The sequence below is a fragment of the Streptomyces sp. NPDC045701 genome, assembly GCF_056432045.1.
Window position 1 is genome coordinate 1 of the sequence record NZ_JBWKJV010000035.1, and the last position, 19,920, is coordinate 19,920.

Annotated in this window: 15 protein-coding genes; 6 read left to right on the top strand and 9 right to left on the bottom strand. The window is 69.6% G+C overall.

What is annotated here, in order from left to right:
- Nucleotides 1-247: 247 nt before the first annotated feature.
- The 3 genes from AC07DW_RS26725 to thyX all read right to left on the bottom strand — a co-directional run bounded on the left by AC07DW_RS26725 (nucleotide 248) and on the right by thyX (nucleotide 3,883).
- Complete coding sequence (locus AC07DW_RS26725; protein ID WP_478860241.1) at nucleotides 248-1,933, bottom strand: ribonuclease J; 1,686 nt, start codon at nucleotides 1,931-1,933, stop codon at nucleotides 248-250.
- A 111-nt stretch (nucleotides 1,934-2,044) separates the two neighbouring features.
- Nucleotides 2,045-2,944 (bottom strand): 4-hydroxy-tetrahydrodipicolinate synthase, encoded by a 900-nt coding sequence (gene dapA, locus AC07DW_RS26730; RefSeq protein ID WP_478860242.1) that lies wholly within the window; start codon nucleotides 2,942-2,944, stop codon nucleotides 2,045-2,047.
- 198 nt (nucleotides 2,945-3,142) lie between these two features.
- Complete coding sequence (gene thyX / locus AC07DW_RS26735) at nucleotides 3,143-3,883, bottom strand: FAD-dependent thymidylate synthase (RefSeq protein ID WP_478860243.1); 741 nt, start codon at nucleotides 3,881-3,883, stop codon at nucleotides 3,143-3,145.
- 188 nt (nucleotides 3,884-4,071) lie between these two features.
- On the opposite strand from thyX, the gene AC07DW_RS26740 reads away from it, so the two are divergent.
- Nucleotides 4,072-4,311 (top strand): hypothetical protein, encoded by a 240-nt coding sequence (locus tag AC07DW_RS26740; RefSeq protein ID WP_478860244.1) that lies wholly within the window; start codon nucleotides 4,072-4,074, stop codon nucleotides 4,309-4,311.
- A gap of 107 nt (nucleotides 4,312-4,418) precedes the next feature.
- Nucleotides 4,419-4,967 carry a hypothetical protein gene (locus AC07DW_RS26745; protein WP_478860245.1) on the top strand — a complete coding sequence of 183 codons (549 nt, stop codon included), beginning with the start codon at nucleotides 4,419-4,421 and terminating at the stop codon, nucleotides 4,965-4,967.
- Here AC07DW_RS26745 and AC07DW_RS26750 read toward each other — a convergent pair.
- The 6 genes from AC07DW_RS26750 to eccD form a co-directional block, all read right to left on the bottom strand.
- Nucleotides 4,957-5,412, bottom strand: coding sequence for a hypothetical protein (locus AC07DW_RS26750; protein WP_478860246.1), 456 nt, complete (start codon nucleotides 5,410-5,412; stop codon nucleotides 4,957-4,959). The genes AC07DW_RS26745 and AC07DW_RS26750 overlap by 11 nt on opposite strands.
- Nucleotides 5,413-5,420: 8 nt before the next feature.
- On the bottom strand, nucleotides 5,421-6,176 hold the full coding sequence (gene dapB / locus AC07DW_RS26755) for a 4-hydroxy-tetrahydrodipicolinate reductase (RefSeq protein WP_478860247.1): 756 nt from the start codon (nucleotides 6,174-6,176) through the stop codon (nucleotides 5,421-5,423).
- 35 nt (nucleotides 6,177-6,211) lie between these two features.
- Nucleotides 6,212-7,591 carry a M16 family metallopeptidase gene (locus AC07DW_RS26760; RefSeq protein WP_478860248.1) on the bottom strand — a complete coding sequence of 460 codons (1,380 nt, stop codon included), beginning with the start codon at nucleotides 7,589-7,591 and terminating at the stop codon, nucleotides 6,212-6,214.
- Nucleotides 7,588-9,813, bottom strand: coding sequence for a polyribonucleotide nucleotidyltransferase (locus AC07DW_RS26765; protein WP_478860249.1), 2,226 nt, complete (start codon nucleotides 9,811-9,813; stop codon nucleotides 7,588-7,590). Before AC07DW_RS26765 ends, AC07DW_RS26760 begins: the two co-directional genes overlap by 4 nt.
- 299 nt (nucleotides 9,814-10,112) lie before the next feature.
- A complete protein-coding gene (gene rpsO, locus AC07DW_RS26770; protein ID WP_003958228.1) occupies nucleotides 10,113-10,403 on the bottom strand; it encodes a 30S ribosomal protein S15 in 291 nt (96 codons plus the stop codon).
- Between the two features lie 156 nt (nucleotides 10,404-10,559).
- Nucleotides 10,560-12,044 carry a type VII secretion integral membrane protein EccD gene (eccD, locus tag AC07DW_RS26775; protein WP_478860250.1) on the bottom strand — a complete coding sequence of 495 codons (1,485 nt, stop codon included), beginning with the start codon at nucleotides 12,042-12,044 and terminating at the stop codon, nucleotides 10,560-10,562.
- A 220-nt stretch (nucleotides 12,045-12,264) separates the two neighbouring features.
- On the opposite strand from eccD, the gene eccCa reads away from it, so the two are divergent.
- The 4 genes from eccCa to AC07DW_RS26795 all read left to right on the top strand — a co-directional run bounded on the left by eccCa (nucleotide 12,265) and on the right by AC07DW_RS26795 (nucleotide 19,838).
- Nucleotides 12,265-16,236 carry a type VII secretion protein EccCa gene (eccCa, locus tag AC07DW_RS26780; RefSeq protein WP_478860251.1) on the top strand — a complete coding sequence of 1,324 codons (3,972 nt, stop codon included), beginning with the start codon at nucleotides 12,265-12,267 and terminating at the stop codon, nucleotides 16,234-16,236.
- On the top strand, nucleotides 16,233-16,820 hold the full coding sequence (locus tag AC07DW_RS26785) for a hypothetical protein (RefSeq protein WP_478860252.1): 588 nt from the start codon (nucleotides 16,233-16,235) through the stop codon (nucleotides 16,818-16,820). The genes eccCa and AC07DW_RS26785 overlap by 4 nt, the downstream gene beginning before the upstream one ends.
- 241 nt (nucleotides 16,821-17,061) lie before the next feature.
- Entirely contained in the window at nucleotides 17,062-17,559 is a 498-nt protein-coding gene (locus tag AC07DW_RS26790; protein ID WP_478860253.1) for a hypothetical protein, read from the top strand.
- A gap of 5 nt (nucleotides 17,560-17,564) precedes the next feature.
- Nucleotides 17,565-19,838: a hypothetical protein gene (locus tag AC07DW_RS26795; protein WP_478860254.1), complete on the top strand. Its 2,274-nt coding sequence runs from the start codon at nucleotides 17,565-17,567 to the stop codon at nucleotides 19,836-19,838.
- The last annotated feature ends 82 nt before the right edge of the window (nucleotides 19,839-19,920 follow it).

Sequence of the window (19,920 nt, forward strand, 5' to 3'; positions counted from 1 at the left end):
TACCAGATCCTTTTTCCGTTCCGTTTCCGGTTCGGATTCTGTTTCCGGTGGCCGTTGGAGGGCCTTTGCCTTTCGGCTGATCCGACTTTATCAGAGATTCTGAGTCGGAATTCCCCGCTCTTCCTGGGCACCCTGCGCGGCACGCGAATGTGCCGGGTTCCCGATCTGGCGGAGCCGTAAACGTACTGGAGCGGGGCGCCTCGATGCAAATCGAGGGGCCCCGCTCCAGAAGCGACCTGGTGGGGCGTCAGACCTCGACGACCACCGGGAGGATCATCGGGCGCCGGCGGTAGGTGTCGGAGACCCACTTGCCGATGGTCCGGCGGATCAGCTGCTGGAGCTGGTGCGGCTCCGCGACCCCGTCGGCGGCCGACTTGGCGATGGCTTCGTGCACCTTGGGGAGGACCGCGTCGAACGCGCCGTCCTCGATGCCGGAGCCCCGGGCCTGGATGTGCGGGCCCCCGACGACCTTGCCGGTCGTGGAGTCCACCACCACGAAGACCGAGATGATGCCCTCGTCGCCCAGGATGCGGCGGTCCTTCAGATGCACCTCGGTGACGTCGCCCACCGAGAGGCCGTCGACGTACACGTACCCCGCCTGGACCTTGCCGACGATCTTGGCCTTGCCGTCGACGAGGTCGACCACGACGCCGTCCTCGGCGATGACGATGCGGTCCTTGGGGACGCCCGTCAGGGCGCCGAGCTCGGCGTTGGCGCGGAGGTGGCGCCACTCGCCGTGGACGGGCATCAGGTTCCTCGGCCGGCAGATGTTGTAGAAGTACAGCAGTTCGCCGGCCGAGGCGTGGCCCGAGACGTGGACCTTGGCGTTGCCCTTGTGGACCACGTGGGCGCCCCAGCGGGTGAGGCCGTTGATCACGCGGTAGACCGCGTTCTCGTTGCCCGGGATCAGCGAGGACGCCAGGATCACGGTGTCGCCCTGGACGATGCGGATCTGGTGGTCGCGGTTGGCCATGCGGGACAGGGCCGCCATCGGCTCGCCCTGCGACCCCGTGCAGACCAGCACGATCTCGTGGTCCGGGAGGTCGTCGAGGGTCTTGACGTCGACGACCAGCCCGGCCGGGACGCGCAGGTAGCCCAGGTCCCGGGCGATGCCCATGTTCCGGACCATCGATCGTCCGACGAAGGCGACTCGTCTGCCGTACTCGTGGGCCGCGTCGAGGATCTGCTGGATGCGGTGCACGTGGCTGGCGAAGCTGGCCACGATGATGCGCTTCTGGGCGCCGGCGAAGACCGAGCGCATGACGTTGGAGATGTCACGCTCGGGCGGGACGAAGCCCGGGACCTCGGCGTTCGTGGAGTCCGACAGGAGGAGGTCGATGCCCTCCTCGCTGAGCCGCGCGAAGGCGTGCAGGTCGGTCAGACGGTTGTCCAGCGGGAGCTGGTCCATCTTGAAGTCGCCGGTGTGCACGACCATGCCCGCGGGGGTGCGGATGGCGACGGCCAGGGCGTCCGGGATGGAGTGGTTGACCGCCACGAACTCGCAGTCGAAGGGGCCCAGGCGCTCACGGTCGCCCTCCGAGACCTCCAGGGTGTACGGACGGATCCGGTGCTCCTGGAGCTTGGCCTCGATCAGCGCGAGGGTCAGCTTGGAGCCGATGAGCGGGATGTCCGGCTTGAGCCGGAGCAGGAAGGGGACGCCACCGATGTGGTCCTCGTGACCGTGCGTGAGGACGATGCCCTCGATGTCGTCGAGGCGGTCCTTGAGGCTGGTGAAGTCCGGAAGGATCAGGTCGACGCCGGGCTGCTCCTCCTCGGGGAAGAGCACGCCGCAGTCGACGATCAGCAGGCGGCCGCCGTACTCGAAGACGGTCATGTTCCGGCCGATCTCGCCGAGACCGCCGAGCGGGGTGACGCGCAGGCCGCCCTCGGGCAGCTTCGGGGGCGCGCCCAGTTCAGGATGCGGATGACTCAAAAGACTCTCCTCACCACACGCGCCACGTACCAGTGAGGCACGTGGCGCGCATGACATTCGTGCACTTGCTGTTGTCGGATGGACATTCGTATTCAGTTATGAAGTCTGTGACTACAGCTCTACCCCGCCGGCGGCGAGGTCGACCTTGAGCTGGGCGGTTTCCTCCGGGGAGAGCTCCACCAGCGGCAGGCGCAGAGGCCCGGCGGGGAGGCCCTGGAGGGCGAGGGCGGCCTTGGTGGTGATCACGCCCTGGGTGCGGAACATGCCGGTGAAGACCGGGAGCAGTCGCTGGTGGACCTCGGTGGCCTTCTGGACGTCACCGGTGAGGTGGGCGTCGAGGAGGGCGCGGAGTTCCGGGGTGACGACGTGGCCGACGACGGAGACGAAGCCGCAGGCGCCGACGGAGAGCAGCGGCAGGTTGAGCATGTCGTCACCGGAGTACCAGGCGAGGCCGCTGCGGGCGATGGCCCAGCTGGCGCGGCCGAGGTCGCCCTTGGCGTCCTTGTTGGCGACGATCCGCGGGTGGGCGGCGAGGCGGACGATCGTCTCGGTGTCGATCGGGACGCCGCTGCGGCCGGGGATGTCGTAGAGCATCACCGGGAGGCCGGTGGCGTCCGCGATCGCGGTGAAGTGGCGGAAGAGACCCTCTTGCGGGGGCTTGTTGTAGTACGGGGTGACGGCGAGCAGGCCGTGGGCGCCGGCGCGCTCGGCGGCGCGGGCGAGCTCGACCGAGTGGTGCGTGTCGTTGGTCCCGATGCCGGCGACGACGTGGGCGCGGTCGCCCACCGCCTCCAGGACGGCCCGTACGAGCTGGTCTTTCTCCACGTCGCTGGTGGTCGGTGACTCGCCGGTGGTGCCGTTGACGACCAGGCCGTCGTTGCCTGCGTCGACCAGGTGGGCGGCGAGCCGCTGAGCGCCGTCGAGGTCGAGTGCGCCGTCCGCCGTGAAGGGCGTGACCATGGCGGTGAGGACCCGCCCGAAGGGGGTCTGCGGAGTGGAGATCGGAGCCATGGGTAACACGCTACTCGCTGCTCTGTCCGCCGGGTCCCCTCGGGGGACGTGAGGGAGGTGGAGCCCGGCACTGCCTGCTCGGGGGTTCAAGCAGTGCCGGGTCCGTTTGATCAGCCTAGATGAACTTCTCGAACCCCCGCAATACGGACACTTCGGGCGGATGATCCGCACATCTGTGCCGCGCCGCGATCCGCGGGGCTACGGGGCGACGCGACCGTTGGCGTTGAAGGCCGCGTACGTCAGCGGCATCAGCCGGGCCCACTCCTGCTCCATCTTCTCGCCGACCATCTCGATCTCCCGCTGCGGGAAGGACGGGACCTTGGCCAGTTCGTGCTGCGTGCGCAGGCCGAGGAAGTGCATCAGCGAGCGGGCGTTGCAGGTGGCGTACATCGACGAGAAGAGGCCGACGGGGAGGACCGAACGGGCCACCTCGCGGGCGACACCCGCGGCGAGCATCTCCTGGTACGCCTCGTACGCCTGGACGTACGACGTTTCCATCGTGCGCTCGACGAGGGCCTGCTGCTCCTCGGTGCCCTCGACGAAGACGTACTTGCCGGGGCGGCCCTGCTGGACGAGCCTGCGGTCGGCGCCCGGCACGTAGAAGACCGGCTGAAGCTCCCGGTAGCGGCCGGACTCCTCGTTGTACGACCAGCCCACCCGGTGCCGCATGAACTCGCGGAAGACGAAGATCGGAGCACTGATGAAGAACGTCATCGAATTGTGCTCGAAGGGGCTGCCGTGCCGGTCCCGCATCAGGTAGTTGATCAGCCCCTTGGAGCGCTCCGGGTCCTTCTGCAACTCCTCCAGGGACTGCTCGCCGACCGTGGAGACGCGGGCCGCGAACAGGACGTCGGCGTCGGCCGCGCTGTGCTTGACAAGCTCGACGGTCACATCGCTGCGGAAGCTGGGCTTGAGGTCTTCGGCGGGGGTGTCGCTCACCGGCGGGGTCCTTCCAATTGCATCGCTCGGGCGGCGCCCACTCTACGGCCCGGCACCGACAGCGGAGGACGGGGCGGCGGTGGCCGACATCGTTCGATCATCGCGGGGAAATCGGGCACCAAAGCGCCGCTTCGCGCGTCTGATCCAGTAGCAGTGTCCACCACGAGTTTCCCAGGAGGAGTTCTCCCATGTTCCGCCGGCGTGAGGCAGTCCCGTTCGCGTTCGTCGCCGAGTCCGACCGCTTCCGCAGTAACGTCACTCCCCCGGCTCGGCAGCGTCCCAGCATTTCCGAGGTCACCGGTCGTACGCTGATCGGGCTGACCGTCGTGGCCGGCCTGGTCGGGTCGCTGCTCTTCGGCCTGCCGGCGATGGAGGCGGGTCCCGCCGCCGGTCACGGTCAGCAGTCCGAGGCGTCCCACGGGCGTTGACGCGGGCCCTGCCCCGTACGGGCACCCTGGGGTGGCCGGTCGGCGGACCGCTGGGTAGCCTCACCCGGCACAGCCCCATCGAGCGTGCGTATGAGTGAGGATCAGCCGTGCCCCTGCCCTTCCTGACGGCCGACCGTGGTTTCGACACCGACGAGGACGTCGCGCTTCCGTTCGACGACCACGATCAATGGCGCCGTCCGTACCGTCCGGGGCCCTGGCGGGTCGCGGCGGCGGCGGTGGCCCTGCTGCTCGCCTCGTTCATTCTGCTGGCCACCATGATCATCGGCTTCGCGGGGGGGCTGCCGGCCGCCGCCGTGTGCTTCGCGCTGGCGTCCCTGGTGATCATCTGTGCGCTGCGGATGCTCCGCATGGGGGCCTGGGTGAGCCGGCACGGGCTGCGACGCGTCTCCTTCTTCCGGACGACGACGCTCCCGTGGTCGCAGTCCGGGGGCGTACACACCGTGCAGCAGCCCGTGCGGTGGCTGGGGCTGCCGCGGACGGTGCAGGGGCAGGCCCTCGTGGCCGTACGCAAGGGTGGTGAGCAGCTGGCGCTGCTCACCGACCACAACGCGGACTTCCTTGCCAGGGTCGAGGCGTTCGACCGTGCCGCCGACACCGTCGAGGCCTGGAGCTCGGAGTACGCGGTCAGTTCCTGACCGGCTGCCTGCCCTCGTGGAGGGCGATCGCGCGCTGCATGGCCTTGCGGGCGCGCGGGGTGTCGCGGGCGTCGTGGTAGGCGACCGCCAGCCGGAACCAGCAGCGCCAGTCGTCCGGCGCGTCCTCGGTCTCCTCGCGCCGCCTGGCGAAGACGGCGTCGGCCGAGTCGCGGTCGATGCGGCCGCCGGGGGTGCGCTCCAGCTCGTCGACGGGCAGGCCGCCCTCGGCTTCCAGCTCGGCGGCCAGGCGGTTGGCCCGGGTGACGAACCGGGTGTTCTTCCACAGGAACCAGACGCCGATGGCCGGCAGGACCAGCACCGCGCAGCCGAAGGTGACGGTGAGCGCGGTGCCGTGCTGGATGAGCAGCACGCCACGGCTGCCGACCAGGACGAAGTAGACGACCAGGACGGCTGCCGTGACGAAGTACGTGATCTTCGCGCGCATGGCGGTGATCAGCCCAGGTCCAGGAAGTGTTCCAGGCCGAAGGTCAGGCCGGGAGTGGTCACCACGCGGCGGGCGCCGAGGAGGATGCCCGGCATGAAGCTGCTGTGGTGCAGCGAGTCGTGGCGGACGGTGAGCGTCTCGCCCTCGCCGCCGAGGAGCACCTCCTGGTGGGCCAGCAGGCCCCTCAGGCGTACGGCGTGGACCGGGACGCCGTCCACGTCGGCGCCCCGCGCACCGTCCAGCGCCGTGGTCGTCGCGTCGGGCTGCGGGGCACAGCCGGCCTCGGCGCGGGCGGCGGCGATGAGCTGGGCGGTACGGGTGGCGGTGCCGGAGGGGGCGTCCACCTTGTTGGGGTGGTGCAGCTCGACGACCTCGACCGACTCGAAGTACGGGGCGGCGATCTGCGCGAACCTCATGGTGAGGACCGCGCCGATGGAGAAGTTCGGCGCGATCAGGACGCCGGTCCCGGGCGAGGCCTCCAGCCAGCCTTTCAGCCGGCCCAGGCGGTCCTCGGTCCAGCCCGTGGTGCCGACCACGGCGTGGATGCCGTGCCGGACGCAGAAGTCGAGGTTGCCCATGACGGAGGCGGGGGTGGTGAGCTCCACCGCCACCTGGGCGCCGTTCTCGGCGAGCGTCTCCAGCTTGTCGCCCCGGCCGAGGGCCGCGACCAGTTCCATGTCGTCGGCGGCTTCGACGGCGCGTACGGCTTCGGAGCCGATGCGTCCCTTGGCGCCGATGACCGCGACCCGCAGCTTGCTGCTCATGCTCGTACTTCCTTCGGTTCCGTCCAGGAGTGGCGTTACGCGACCGCGGTGTGGAGGCGGTCCGCCTGCTTGTCCTTCAGGGGGCCGATCACCGACAGCGACGGGCGCTGCCCCAGGAGCTCGGCGGCCACGTCTCGTACATCATCGGGGGTGACCGCGGCCATCCGGGCCAGCATGTCGTCGACCGACATCTGGTCGCCCCAGCACAGCTCGCTCTTGCCGATGCGGTTCATCAGCGCGCCGGTGTCCTCCAGGCCGAGGACGGTGGAGCCCTTCAGCTGGCCGATCGCCCGGGCGATCTCGTCGTCGGTGAGGCCCTCGCGGGCGACCCGGTCCAGCTCGTCGCGGCAGATGCTCAGGACGTCGTGGACCTGGCTGGGGCGGCAGCCCGCGTACACGCCGAACAGGCCGCAGTCGGCGAACCCGGACGTGTACGAGTAGACGCTGTAGGCCAGGCCGCGCTTCTCGCGGACCTCCTGGAAGAGGCGCGAGGACATGCCGCCGCCGAGGGCCGTGTTCAGCACGCCCAGGGCCCAGCGGCGGTCGTCGGTGCGGGCGAGGCCCGGGACGCCGAGGACCACGTGGGCCTGCTCGGTGCGGCGGCTGAGGACCTCGACGCGGCCCGCGGTGCGGATGGCGCGCCGGCCGTCGCGCGGGGCGACCGGGACGGCGTCCGTACGGGTGAGGGCGCCGGCCTTCTCGAAGGCGCGGCGGACCTGGCGTACGACCGTGGCGTGGTCGATGTTGCCGGCGGCGGCGACGACGAGGTGCGTCGGGTCGTAGTGCTTCTTGTAGAAGCGGCGGATCCGGTCGGCGGTGAGCGCCTCGACGGTGTCGACGGTGCCGAGGACCGGGCGGCCCAGCGGAGTGTCGCCGAACATCGTCTTCGCGAACAGGTCGTGGACGACGTCACCCGGGTCGTCCTCGGTCATCGCGATCTCTTCGAGGATGACGCCGCGCTCGGCGTCCACGTCCTCCTGGAGGATCAGCGAGCCGGTGAGCATGTCGCACACGACGTCGATCGCGAGTGGCAGGTCGGTGTCCAGCACGCGCGCGTAGTAGCAGGTGTACTCCTTCGCCGTGAAGGCGTTCATCTCGCCGCCGACCGCGTCGAGGGCGGAGGAGATGTCGAGGGCGCTGCGCCGGTGCGTGCCCTTGAAGAGGAGGTGCTCCAGGTAGTGCGTGGCGCCGCCCAGCGCGGGCGTCTCGTCGCGCGAGCCGACGTGCGCCCAGATGCCGAAGGTGGCGGAGCGTACGGAGGGCAGCGTCTCGGTGACGATGCGCAGGCCACCGGGAAGGGTCGTGCGGCGGACGGTGCCGATGCCGTCCTTGCCCTTGAGGAGCGTTTGGGTACGGGCGACGGCCCGCGCCTCCGAGGAGGTGCGGGCCGTCGTCTTCGAACTACGGGACGTCACTGGTCGGTGTCGTCCTTCTTCTCGCTCTCGGCGGCGGCGTCCTCGTCCGCGATCACGGGGATCAGGGAGAGCTTGCCGCGCTGGTCGATCTCGGCGATCTCGACCTGCACCTTGGAGCCGACCGCGAGCACGTCCTCGACGTTCTCCACGCGCTTGCCACCGGCGAGCTTGCGGATCTGCGAGATGTGCAGCAGGCCGTCCTTGCCGGGCATCAGGGACACGAACGCACCGAAGGTGGTGGTCTTGACGACCGTACCCAGGTAGCGCTCGCCGACCTCCGGCATGGTCGGGTTGGCGATGCCGTTGATCGTGGCGCGGGCGGCCTCTGCCTGCGAGCCGACCTGGGCACCGATGTAGATGGTGCCGTCGTCCTCGATCGTGATCTCGGCGCCGGTGTCCTCCTGGATCTGGTTGATCATCTTGCCCTTGGGGCCGATGACCTCACCGATCTTGTCCACGGGGATCTTGACGGTGATGATCCGCGGGGCGTTGGGGGACATCTCGTCCGGCGTGTCGATCGCTTCCATCATCACGTCGAGGATGTGGAGGCGGGCGTCGCGGGCCTGCTTGAGGGCCGCGGCCAGGACGGAGGCCGGGATGCCGTCCAGCTTGGTGTCGAGCTGGAGGGCGGTGACGAAGTCCTTCGTACCGGCGACCTTGAAGTCCATGTCGCCGAAGGCGTCCTCCGCACCGAGGATGTCGGTGAGGGCGACGTAGTGCGTCTTGCCGTCGATCTCCTCGGAGATCAGGCCCATGGCGATACCGGCGACGGGGGCCTTGAGGGGCACACCGGCGTTCAGCAGCGACATGGTGGAGGCGCAGACGGAGCCCATGGAGGTCGAGCCGTTGGAGCCGAGGGCCTCGGACACCTGACGGATCGCGTACGGGAACTCCTCGCGCGTCGGCAGCACCGGCACGATCGCGCGCTCGGCGAGCGCGCCGTGGCCGATCTCGCGACGCTTCGGCGAGCCGACGCGGCCGGTCTCACCGACGGAGTACGGCGGGAAGTTGTAGTTGTGCATGTAGCGCTTGCGGGTCACCGGGGAGAGGGTGTCCAGCTGCTGCTCCATGCGGAGCATGTTGAGGGTGGTGACGCCCAGGATCTGGGTCTCGCCACGCTCGAACAGCGCGGAGCCGTGCACGCGCGGGATGGCCTCGACCTCGGCGGCGAGCGTACGGATGTCCGTCAGGCCACGGCCGTCGATGCGGACCTTGTCCTTGATGACGCGCTCGCGGACCAGCTGCTTGGTCAGCGCGCGGTACGCGGCGGAGATCTCCTTCTCGCGGCCCTCGAACTGCGGGAGCAGCTTCTCGGCGGCGATCTCCTTGACGCGGTCCAGCTCGGCCTCGCGCTCCTGCTTGCCGGCGATGGTGAGCGCCTGCGAGAGCTCGTTCTTGACCGCGGTGGCCAGCGCCTCCAGGACGTCGTCCTGGTAGTCGAGGAAGACCGGGAACTCGCCGACCGGCTTGGCGGCCTTGGCGGCGAGGTCCGACTGGGCCTTGCAGAGGACCTTGATGAAGGGCTTCGCGGCCTCGAGACCGGCGGCGACAACCTCCTCGGTGGGGGCCTCGGCGCCGTCCTTGACGAGCTGGATCGTCTTCTCGGTGGCCTCGGCCTCGACCATCATGATCGCGACGTCGCCGTCCTCGAGGACGCGACCGGCGACCACCATGTCGAAGACGGCGTCCTCGAGCTCGGTGTGCGTCGGGAACGCGACCCACTGGCCGTTGATCAGGGCGACACGGGTGCCGCCGATCGGGCCGGAGAAGGGCAGGCCGGCCAGCTGCGTGGAGCAGGAGGCGGCGTTGATCGCGACCACGTCGTACAGGTGGTCGGGGTTGAGCGCCATGATCGTCTCGACGATCTGGATCTCGTTGCGCAGGCCCTTCTTGAAGGAGGGGCGCAGCGGCCGGTCGATCAGGCGGCAGGTGAGGACGGCGTCCTCGGAGGGGCGGCCCTCACGGCGGAAGAAGGAGCCGGGGATCTTGCCGGCCGCGTACATCCGCTCCTCGACGTCCACCGTCAGGGGGAAGAAGTCGAGCTGGTCCTTGGGCTTCTTGGAAGCGGTGGTGGCCGACAGCACCATGGTGTCGTCGTCCAGGTACGCCACGGCGGAGCCGGCGGCCTGCTTGGCCAGGCGGCCCGTCTCGAAGCGGATGGTGCGGGTGCCGAAGGTGCCGTTGTCGATGACGGCCTCGGCGTAGTGGGTCTCGTTCTCCACCAAAGCGAATTCTCCGTTGCTTGTCGTCTTTGCGTCCCGGTACGCCCGTGTGGCGGGGGACGGGGCGGAGAAGTGCGCCGTGTGTGCGGGGCCGGTCTTCGATCGAAGCGCCCGGGGTGATCTCTCCCGGGGGCCACTACCGAGGACCGGCGACGGCGCCGGGGCACCTCTCCAGTATGTGGTTGTCGCTTTTCCGTTATGGCGTTGTGTAAGCCAGCCTACAAAGGAGGGGCGACACTCCGCATGTACAGCAAAGGGAGCGGCCCCCTGTGCGTGGGAACCGCTCCCTTCACGGCGTCTTACTTGGCGCCGCCGGCCGCACCGCGGCGGATGCCGAGGCGGTCGACCAGCGCGCGGAAGCGCTGGATGTCCTTCTTGGCCAGGTACTGCAGCAGGCGGCGGCGCTGGCCCACCAGGATCAGCAGACCACGACGGGAGTGGTGGTCGTGCTTGTGGGTCTTGAGGTGCTCGGTCAGGTCCGAGATGCGGCGGGAGAGCATCGCGACCTGGACCTCGGGGGAGCCGGTGTCGCCCTCCTTGGTGCCGAACTCGGCCATGATCTGCTTCTTCGTAGCGGCGTCGAGAGACACTCGGTACTCCTCTTGGTGTTCGATGCGCCCGCGAGTGCCCCTGGTCTTGGTCTCAGGGGAGCTTCCGTGACTCGGAGGCGAAGGTCCGATGAGCGCTGCTTCCAGATCATCCGGAAGCGCGTACACAAACGGCCGTTACACAGCGTACCAGCCCGCTCAGGACGTCAGGGCCCGGATCGAGTGGTACACGTCGAAGACGGCGAGGCACAGCGGGATCGGCGTCAGCAGGACGAACGTCTCCGCGATCTCCAAGAAGCGGCCCCAGAAGGGGGTGACGCCCTTGCGCGGCACGATCAGGCCGATGGCGGTGATCAGCGCGGCGACCCCGGCGACCGCGGCGGCCAGCCACACCGTACGGATGTCCAGCGCCGTGGCGTCGCGCCACAGTCCGGCGGGCGGGCGGAGGCACAGCCCCAGCCCCAGCAGGACGAGGGCGCCGAGGCCCGCCGCGAGGGCGCAGCCGACCTGGGCGGTGTAGCGGAAGAGGTGGGCGCGCATCAGCATGGCGACGCCCGTGGCGAGGGCCAGCAGCTGCCCCCAGACGTCGTCGGAGAACCCGAGGACGGCGGCGGAGCACACCGCGAGGAGCGCGCAGCCGCCGACGAGGCCCACCAGCAGCTCGTGCCCTCGCCGGACCTGGGCGGCGATGCGCTCGGCGTCCACCGGCCCCTGCGGCTCGGGGTCGCCGCCGTAGCCGGTGACCGCGGTGCGGGGCGGCTCGAAGCCGATGGGGAGCCGGGCGAAGCGGGTGGACAGGCCCGGGAGGAAGGCCAGCGCGCCCACCGCGAGCGGCGCGCACACGGCGGCCATTTCGGTCGCGGACATCGTGGTGAGGATCGCGGCGAAGGTCACCAGGGCCCCGACGCCGGAGGCGAGGACGAACGCGACGAAGGGCCCGTCCCCGCCGGGTGAGACGAACGTGAGGATGACGGACACCACGAGCACGGCCCCGCAGGCCAGCAGGAACTGCAGCTTGCCGTTGCCCTGCCCGGCGGCCGGCGCCAGCAGCCCGGCACCGGCGACCCCGGCGTTCACCATCGCGCCGATGCCCAGCGCCACGGCGGAACCGCGGTCGTCGTACACCCGGGCCCGGACACCGGCGAGCGCCAGCAGCAGTACGCCGGCGACCGCGGCCAGGATGCCCGGCAGGCCGTGCATGTCGTGCCCCGGACCGGACGACCACAGCACGAAGGCCAGCAGGACCAGCAGGACCGAGCCGCCGAACAGGCCGGCGCCGCGCATCAGGTCGTCGGTCCACAGGGTGCGGTCACGGGCGACCGCCGAGGCTACGGCGTCGGACACGTCGTCGAAGACGGCGGGCGGCAGCGACTCGGCGAAGGGCCGCAGGGACAGCAGTTCGCCGTCGAGGATGCGCTGGGCGGCGAGGGAACGCGCGCTGTCGAGCACCGTGCCGTCACGGCGCACCAGGTGGTAGCCGACCGGGGCGCCGGGCGCGGGGCTCTGGCCGGACAGCCGGAGGATCTCCGGGTAGAGGTCGGCGACGGGGATGTCCTCGGGCAGTGCGACGTCGACACGGCCATCCGGTGCGACGACAGTGACACGGCAGAAACCCGTTCCGCCGGCGGACGGAGTCGCGGGTGCCGGGTGCCCGGTCCCGGTGGCCGCGGCTGGGGCCGTCATACTCACCTGCTGCATCCCCTCGTGGTGTTCGTGGATCGTCGGCCTGGCACGGTCGAGATGACCCGGAATTTGCGTTGGTTCATGCCCGCGCCCACACGTCGCGTCACCCTACCGCCCACCCGTCGCGCCCCCCGCCAGTAGGATCCCCAGCGCGGATGGAGCCCGTCGCCACGGGGGCGCCGATAGGAACATTTCCGTCCGGCAAGGGAATTGGTGAGCTGTGAGTCAGATCGTCGTCAAGCGCCCACCACGGGCCCTGCCCTCCGAAGTGCCGGGTGATCCGGTGCAGCTGCAACCGCCGCCCGAACTGCCGAGGGGACAGCAGGAAGGCGTTCTGATGCAGCTGTTGCCGACGCTCGGCATGGGCGGGTCGGTCGTCTTCTTCTTCATGACGCCGAACCCCGTCATGCGCATCATGGGCATGGTGATGATCGCGTCCACCGTCGCCATGGTCGTCGCGATGCTCGTGCGCTACCGGCGCGGGACCCAGGGGCAGCTCGCCGACCTGCGGCGTGACTACCTCAAGTACCTGACGCAGACCCGGCGTTCGGTGCTGCGGACCGCGCGTCTGCAGCGGGACGCGCAGTTCTACCTCCACCCGTCGCCCGAGCAGCTGTGGGCGCTGGTCGCCGAGGGCAGCCGTGTCTGGGAACGGCGCGTCGGCGACGACGACTTCGGGCAGGTACGCATCGGCCTGGGCGCCCAGCAGCTCGCCACACCGCTCGTGGCACCCGAAACCGCCCCCGTGGACGAGCTGGAGCCGCTCACGGCGGGCGCCATGCAGCAGTTCCTGTCGGCGCACGGCATGCTCGACGGCCTGCCGATGGCCGTGTCTCTGCGGGCCTTCTACCACCTGACCGTCAGCGGCGACCCCGACTCGGTGCGCTCGTCGACCCGGGCCGTGCTCGGCTCCCTCGCCGCCCTGCACTCCCCCGAGGACCTGGTCATCGCCGTGGCCGCCGACTCCGCCGCGGCACCGCACTGGGAGTGGGCCAAGTGGCTTCCGCACGTCCAGGCCCCCGGCCCCGGTGACGGCGCGGGCAGCCGGCGCCTGATCACCACGGACGCGCGGGACCTCCAGGACATGCTGGCCGTACGCCTGGAGGGGCGCCCCCGCTTCCAGGCCGGCGGCCAACCGCTGCTGGACCAGCCGCACATCGTGGTCGTCCTCGACGGCCAGTCGGTCCCCGCGACGTCCGCGCTCGCCACGCCCGAGGGCATCCAGGGCGTGACCATCATCGAGGTGGTGCCCGGTGAGCCGCACGGGCCGCGCGGCGGCCTGTCCGTGACCGTACGCCCCGACTCCCTGCAGCTGGAGTCCGGCCACGGCCTCGTGTACGACGGGACGCCCGACCACCTCGGGCTCGAGTCCGCGGAGGCCCTCGCCCGACAGCTCGCCCCGCTGCGCATCGCCTCCGGGTCGGACGACGACGAACCGCTGCTCGCCAACCTGGACTTCACCGACCTGCTGAACCTCGGCGACGCCGCGTCGGTCGACGTCAGCCGCACCTGGCGGCCGCGGTCGCAGTCGGAGCGGCTGCGGGTGCCGATCGGTGTGGGCGAGGACGGCTCGCCCGTCATGCTGGACCTGAAGGAGGCCGCGCAGGAGGGCATGGGCCCGCACGGCCTGTGCGTGGGCGCGACCGGCTCCGGCAAGTCCGAACTGCTGCGCACGCTGGTGCTGGGCCTGGCGGTCACGCACTCGTCGGAGACCCTCAACTTCGTCCTCGCGGACTTCAAGGGCGGCGCGACCTTCGCCGGCATGTCGCAGATGCCGCACGTCGCGGCGGTCATCACCAACCTGGCGGACGACCTGACGCTGGTGGACCGCATGGGCGACTCCATCCGCGGCGAGCTCAACCGGCGCCAGGAGATGCTGCGCGACGCGGGCAACTACGCCAACATCCACGACTACGAGAAGGCGCGCGCCGCGGGGGCCCCGCTGCAGCCGATCCCCTCGCTGGTCCTGGTCATCGACGAGTTCAGCGAACTCCTCACCGCCATGCCGGACTTCATCGAGATGTTCGTGCAGATCGGCCGCATCGGCCGGTCCCTCGGCGTCCACCTGCTGCTGGCGTCCCAGCGACTGGAGGAGGGCCGGCTGCGGGGCCTGGAGACGTACCTGTCGTACCGGATCGGTCTGCGGACGTTCTCCGCGGCCGAGTCCCGGGCCGCGATCGGCGTGCCCGACGCGTACTCGCTGCCGAACGTCCCCGGCTCCGGGTACCTCAAGTACGGCACCGACGAGATGGTGCGGTTCAAGGCGGCGTACGTCTCCGGCGTGTACCGCTCCCACCAGCACGCCGCCCTTCCGGGTGGCCCGCTCCCCGTGGACCGCCGGCCGGTTCCGTTCACCGCCGCGCCCGTCCCGGTGCGTTACGTCGAGCCGGCCGCCCGGGCGCAGGTGCCCGCGGCGCGTCCCGCGGAGGACGACGCGCTGGCCGACTCGGTGCTCGACGTGATCGTGCGGCGGTTGGAGGGACGCGGCGCCGAGGCGCACCAGGTGTGGCTGCCGCCGCTGGACAACCCGCCGCCGCTGGACGAGATCCTGCCCGGCCTCGCGGGCGTGGACGGCCGCGGGCTGACGCAGCCGGGGTACGAGGGCGCGGGCCGGCTGGTCGTGCCCCTCGGTGTGGTCGACAAGCCGTTCGAGCAGCGCCGGGACGTGCTGTACCGGGACTTCTCCGGTGCGGCCGGCCACATGCAGATCATCGGCGGCCCGCAGTCGGGCAAGTCGACGCTGCTGCGTACCCTCGTCGCCGGCTTCGCGCTGACGCACACACCGCAGGAGGTCCAGTTCTACGGCCTGGACTTCGGTGGCGGTGGTCTGTCGTCGATCGCGGAGCTGCCGCACGTGGGCGGGGTGGCGTCGCGGCTCGATCCGGAGAAGGTGCGGCGTACGGTCGCCGAGGTGTACGGCGTCCTGTCGCGGCGCGAGGAGTACTTCCGCAGCACCGGCATCGACTCGATCGCCACGTACCGCAGACTGCGGGCCCGCGGGGAGATCTCGGTGACGGACCAGCCCTGGGGCGACGTCTTCCTCGTCATCGACGGCTGGGGCAACTTCCGCGCCGACTACGAGGGCCTGGAACCGGCCGTCCTGGACATGGCGGCGCGTGGTCTCGGCTACGGCATCCACGTGATCCTCACGGCGTCGCGTTCGATGGAGGTGCGCTCCAACATCAAGGACCACCTGATGAACCGGCTCGAACTGCGGCTGGGCGACACCATGGACTCGGAGGTGGACCGCAAAATCGCCGTCAACGTCCCCAGCGGTGTGCCGGGCCGCGGTCTCATCCCCGAGAAGCTGCATTTCATGGCCGCCGTGCCGCGCATCGACGGCATCAACTCGGACAGCGACCTGGCCGAGGCCACGGCCGCGATGGTGAAGGAGATCAGCCGCCACTGGGCCGGCCCCGCCGCCCCGAAGGTACGTCTGCTGCCCCGCGAGCTGCCGGCGGGGAAGCTCCCGGCCGGGTACGCGGAGCCGCAGCGGGGTGTGGCGTTCGCCATCGACGAGAACAACCTGGAGCCGGTCTTCGTCAACTTCGACCGCGACCCGTTCTTCCTGGTGTTCGGTGAGAGCGAGTCGGGCAAGTCGAACATGCTGCGGCTGCTGATCAAGCAGGTGTGCGAGCGGTACGACGGGGACTCCGCGAAGTTCTTCGTCATCGACAACCGGCGTGCGCTGCTGGACGTGACCCCGGCCTCGCACCTGGCGGAGTACGTCCCCATGTCCAACAACATGGACCACCACGTGGACGCGCTGGCCGACCTGATGCAGCGCCGCACCCCGTCCGCCGACGTCACGGCCCAGCAGCTGCGGGACCGCAGCTGGTGGCGCGGCCCGTCGGTGTACGTGGTGGTCGACGACTACGACCTGGTGTCCACGTCGAGCGGCAACCCGCTGGCCAAGCTCACGGAGCACCTGCCGTTCGCGCGGGACGTGGGCGTCCGGTTCATCATCGCCCGCAGCGGGGCGGGCGCCAGCCGGGCCGCCTACGAGCCCTTCATGCAGCGGATGATGGAGCTCGGTGCCCAGGGCGTCCTCCTCTCCGGTGACCCGCAGGAGGGCGACGTGCTCGGCGGTGTGCGGATGCGGCCGATGCCGGCGGGCCGGGGCGTCTTCGTGTCGCGTCAGCGGGGGAACCCGCTGGTGCAGACGGGGCTCATGCCGGAGCTCTCCGGGTGATCGGCGCGGCGGTGTTCGCGGGCGCGTTCGCGGTGGCGTTCCTCGCCCTGGCGCTGTTCGTCGACCCGCGGGCGCTGTGGTGGCGCTTCCGGGCGCCGCACTTCGAGCACCCGGAGGCGCACGAGCCGTCGGCGGCGTCGTTCACGGGGCGGCGGATGGTGCTGGGTGCGCTCGCGGTGTTCCTGGGCTGGCAGGCGGTCGGCATGCTGCGGCTGGCGGGCGTCTTCGAGACGGAGCCGGACCATGCGGAGGTGCTGGAACGGGTGCGCTCGGTGGCCCGGTCGGTCGACGGCTCGATGAGGTCGCCGCTTCCGGGCAGGGAGGACGGGTCCTGGTCCGCATACCTGGACCCCCAGCTGCGCGGGCCGGAGAAGGACGACCCGACGGCGGTGCTGGCGTGGCGTTCCGGCGCACCGGAGCCGGACGGCAACGTGGAGCGCTACGACGTGAGCGGCGCGGAGGGCACCGTCTGCCTGACGGTGACGGCGACCCCCGCGGCGGAGCAACCGGTCCCGGCGTACATGACGCCCATCTGGTTCGACCTGCGGGCGGAGGCCGCGGACGGGGCCTGCGCGGAGGGGTGAGGCGGGGTCCAATGGGTCGCCGCATCCGGGGCACTGCGCCGAGCGGTACGAGGTCGACCGGATCCACCTGCGGACGCCGAGCATTCCCCTGTCGGGACGGCCCAGGAGACACGCAGCGATCGCCGGTCTGCTGTGAGGGGCCGCCACCGGTGTCGTGAACGGCCCTTGCAGCGGGTCACCAGGCACCACTTAGGTTGATGTGATCGAACCGTCCATCCTTATCGGGGGAGGAGCCCTGCAGATGGCTTGGGACGAGTGGGAACAATTGAAGGCGTCGGCGGCCGAGAGGGAATCGTCGCGGATGCAGTTGAACGGGCTGCCGCCCGAGGACAGACCCAATGCCGGCAACCCGCAGGGCGATCTCCAGGTACATCAGAAGGACCTGGCGGCGATCGGTGACCACGCCTTCAAGCTCTACAACCGGCTGTGGAAGGAAGCCCGCGTCACCAGTACGGATTCCGCGGGAACCGATCTGGCCTCGCAGGGCTTCGCCCTCGGCCAGGCGTTGCAGCACGTGTCAACACGGTGGGAGAAGCAGCTCGGCTCCGTCATGGACGCGTGTGCGTTGATCTCGAACCACATGGACTTCACGAAGAACGCGCACGCCGGTGACGAGATCTTCATCGAGCGGCATGTCAGCAGCATCCACACGCTCGACGCCGGGTTCGACGAGGACTGGGCGAAGCGGGGCGAGAAGAATGAGATCTACGGGACGAAACCCACGAAGGACAAGGACTGACCCTCATGGATTTCGACGCTCTGCACTCGGCCAACTTCAAGCTGCTCGACGACACGGTCAGCGACTGGACCAGCATGCTGACAAAACTGGAGGCCCTTGAGAAGGACGCCGAGGACGGCCTTCACAAGCAGGCGAACAAGGCCAACTGGGCGGGCTATAACGCCACGGTGTCGCGGGAGTTCATCGGCAAGACCGCCGGCGAGTTCGGTGACGCCGTCACCCAGGCGACTTCCATCCGGAACATCATGCGGGACACCCGGGACGAGTTGAAGACGCAGCAACGGCTGCTCAAGGAGGCCATCGAGCGTGGCCGGGGCAAGAACCTCACCGTCACCGTGAACGGTGGGGGCTTCACCGTGCGCGAGAACCCGGACCAGAAGGCCCCGGGCGGGCAGACGGACGTGGACGCTCTGCGGGACGAGCTGCAGGGGATCCTCAACAAGGCCACCGAGATCGACACCACGGCGTCGACCTCCCTCAAGGCGCTGGTCGACCTCACCGACCACGGCTTCTCGGACGCCGCGTACAAGAACAGGGACGAGGCGGCCAACGCGGTGAAGGAGGCGGAGCGGCTCGCCGCCGTGGCCAGGAAGAAGCCGGAGGACCTCACGGCTGCGGACTTCGACACCTTGAAGTCCGGTCTGGAGAAGTACTCGGGCGACGAGATCTTCGCCGAGCACTTCGCGACGTCTCTCGGTCCCAAGGGGACGCTCAACTTCTGGGCCGACATCAACAACCCTCACGCCGCGTACAAGGTCGGTAGTGAACGAGTGGACCAGTACGACGACCTCCAGAAGCACCTGAGCCTCACGCTGGCCACGGCCTCCCAGGCGGACACCCCCGAGATGTCTCGCTGGAAGTTCGACATGGTCGGCATGGGCGACCAGCCCATCTCCAGGAACAGCACCAGCATGGGCTTCCAAGTCATGAGCAACCTGATGCGCTGGGGTGACTACGACGACCAGTTCCTCAAGTCGTACGGCACCGAGCTGATCCGGGCGGAGAAGAAGTTCAGCGACAACGGTCGGCACGTGGCGTTGGCCTGGCAGCCCATGGGCATGGACCCGTACCTCAACCGGACAGGTACTGATTCCGGCTCCGACCCGATGACGGGCTTCCTCAAGGCGCTGTCCAACAGCCCGGACGCCGCGACGGTCTTCTTCAACGACCCCTTCGTCTCGAAGGACGAGGACCACGAGTTCACGACGAAGGACAAAGACGGCAAGGAAGTCAAGCGCGAGCTGTCGAACTTCGACTACCTCTTCGAGGAGCGCGACTGGCCGATCGACCGCGACAACGAGGGCAAGGACAGCATCGAGGGGCGAAACAACCTCGCTCTGGCGCTTGAGGCAGCGACGACCGGCCACCGTGCGGGTGAGATGCCCACAGCCGACACTCCCCCGCACACCGAGGAACAGGCGGAGCTCATGCAGAACATTGTCGCGTCCGTGTCGGACAGTCCCAAGCGCCTGACGGATCACGCCTACATGTCCGACAGCCTGGGGCAGATCGCATCGGAGTACCTGCCGGACATCAACAGGGCCATGTCCGACGACCCGCACGGAAAGACGCCGCAGCTATTCCCCATCGCCGGGACGGCGGCCGACCTCGATCACGCGGACATCACTCGGTTCCTTTTCACCGTGGGGCAGAACCCGGACGGCTACGCCGCCGTCGAAGTGGGACAAAAGGCTTACTTGGGCAACCTCATTGACTACCACACGAACCCGGACCTGCCGGCCGATCAGCGGTACTCGTCCTCACCGCAGGACACCATCACCGCCCTTTCCACCAAGTCCGCCGAAGTCAGCGGGACGCTGGCCCTGGGGCGTCAGGAGGCCGTCGTCGGTCCGGCGGCCAAGGAGGCCAAGGATTTCGCCGACTCCGTCGCCCAGCGGAAAAACGCCTGGTCCGGCGCGGTCGGAACCGGCATCGGTGTGGGTGTGAGCTTCATCGCCACGCCCGCGATCGGCGCCGTGGCCAGCGGCGTGGCCGGGACGGTCAGCAGTCTCGTCCTGGAGCACGTGTTCCAGCAGGCCGAGACGGACGTGCTCAATGCCGCCGGCAAGAGTTCCTCGACTCTGTGGGAAGACAGCAGAGAAACCGGCATCAGGGTCAGCCAGGAGGCCGCCATCGCGGCCGCTAAGGCCCACGGCTCTCCGTATGCGGACGAAGTGGCCAACTGGGCACGGACGGGAACCGATCAGGGTTTCACCGACGCCTCCGCGAACGTCGATGCCATGGCCGATGACCTCACGACTGAAATTCCGGCGAGCTGACCGCTCCCTCGCCCACTCTCGGACCGGCTGGATCCGACTCTACGAGTCGCCGCTTACAAAGGTACCCAATGCGACAATTCCG

Coding starts and splice junctions, on each gene's coding strand:
- dapA (WP_478860242.1), bottom strand. CDS start 2,944: ATGGCTCCGATCTCCACTCCGCAGACCCCCTTCGGGCGGGTCCTCACC.
- AC07DW_RS26740 (WP_478860244.1), top strand. CDS start 4,072: ATGTTCCGCCGGCGTGAGGCAGTCCCGTTCGCGTTCGTCGCCGAGTCC.
- AC07DW_RS26750 (WP_478860246.1), bottom strand. CDS start 5,412: ATGCGCGCGAAGATCACGTACTTCGTCACGGCAGCCGTCCTGGTCGTC.
- dapB (WP_478860247.1), bottom strand. CDS start 6,176: ATGAGCAGCAAGCTGCGGGTCGCGGTCATCGGCGCCAAGGGACGCATC.
- eccD (WP_478860250.1), bottom strand. CDS start 12,044: ATGACGGCCCCAGCCGCGGCCACCGGGACCGGGCACCCGGCACCCGCG.
- AC07DW_RS26790 (WP_478860253.1), top strand. CDS start 17,062: ATGGCTTGGGACGAGTGGGAACAATTGAAGGCGTCGGCGGCCGAGAGG.
- AC07DW_RS26795 (WP_478860254.1), top strand. CDS start 17,565: ATGGATTTCGACGCTCTGCACTCGGCCAACTTCAAGCTGCTCGACGAC.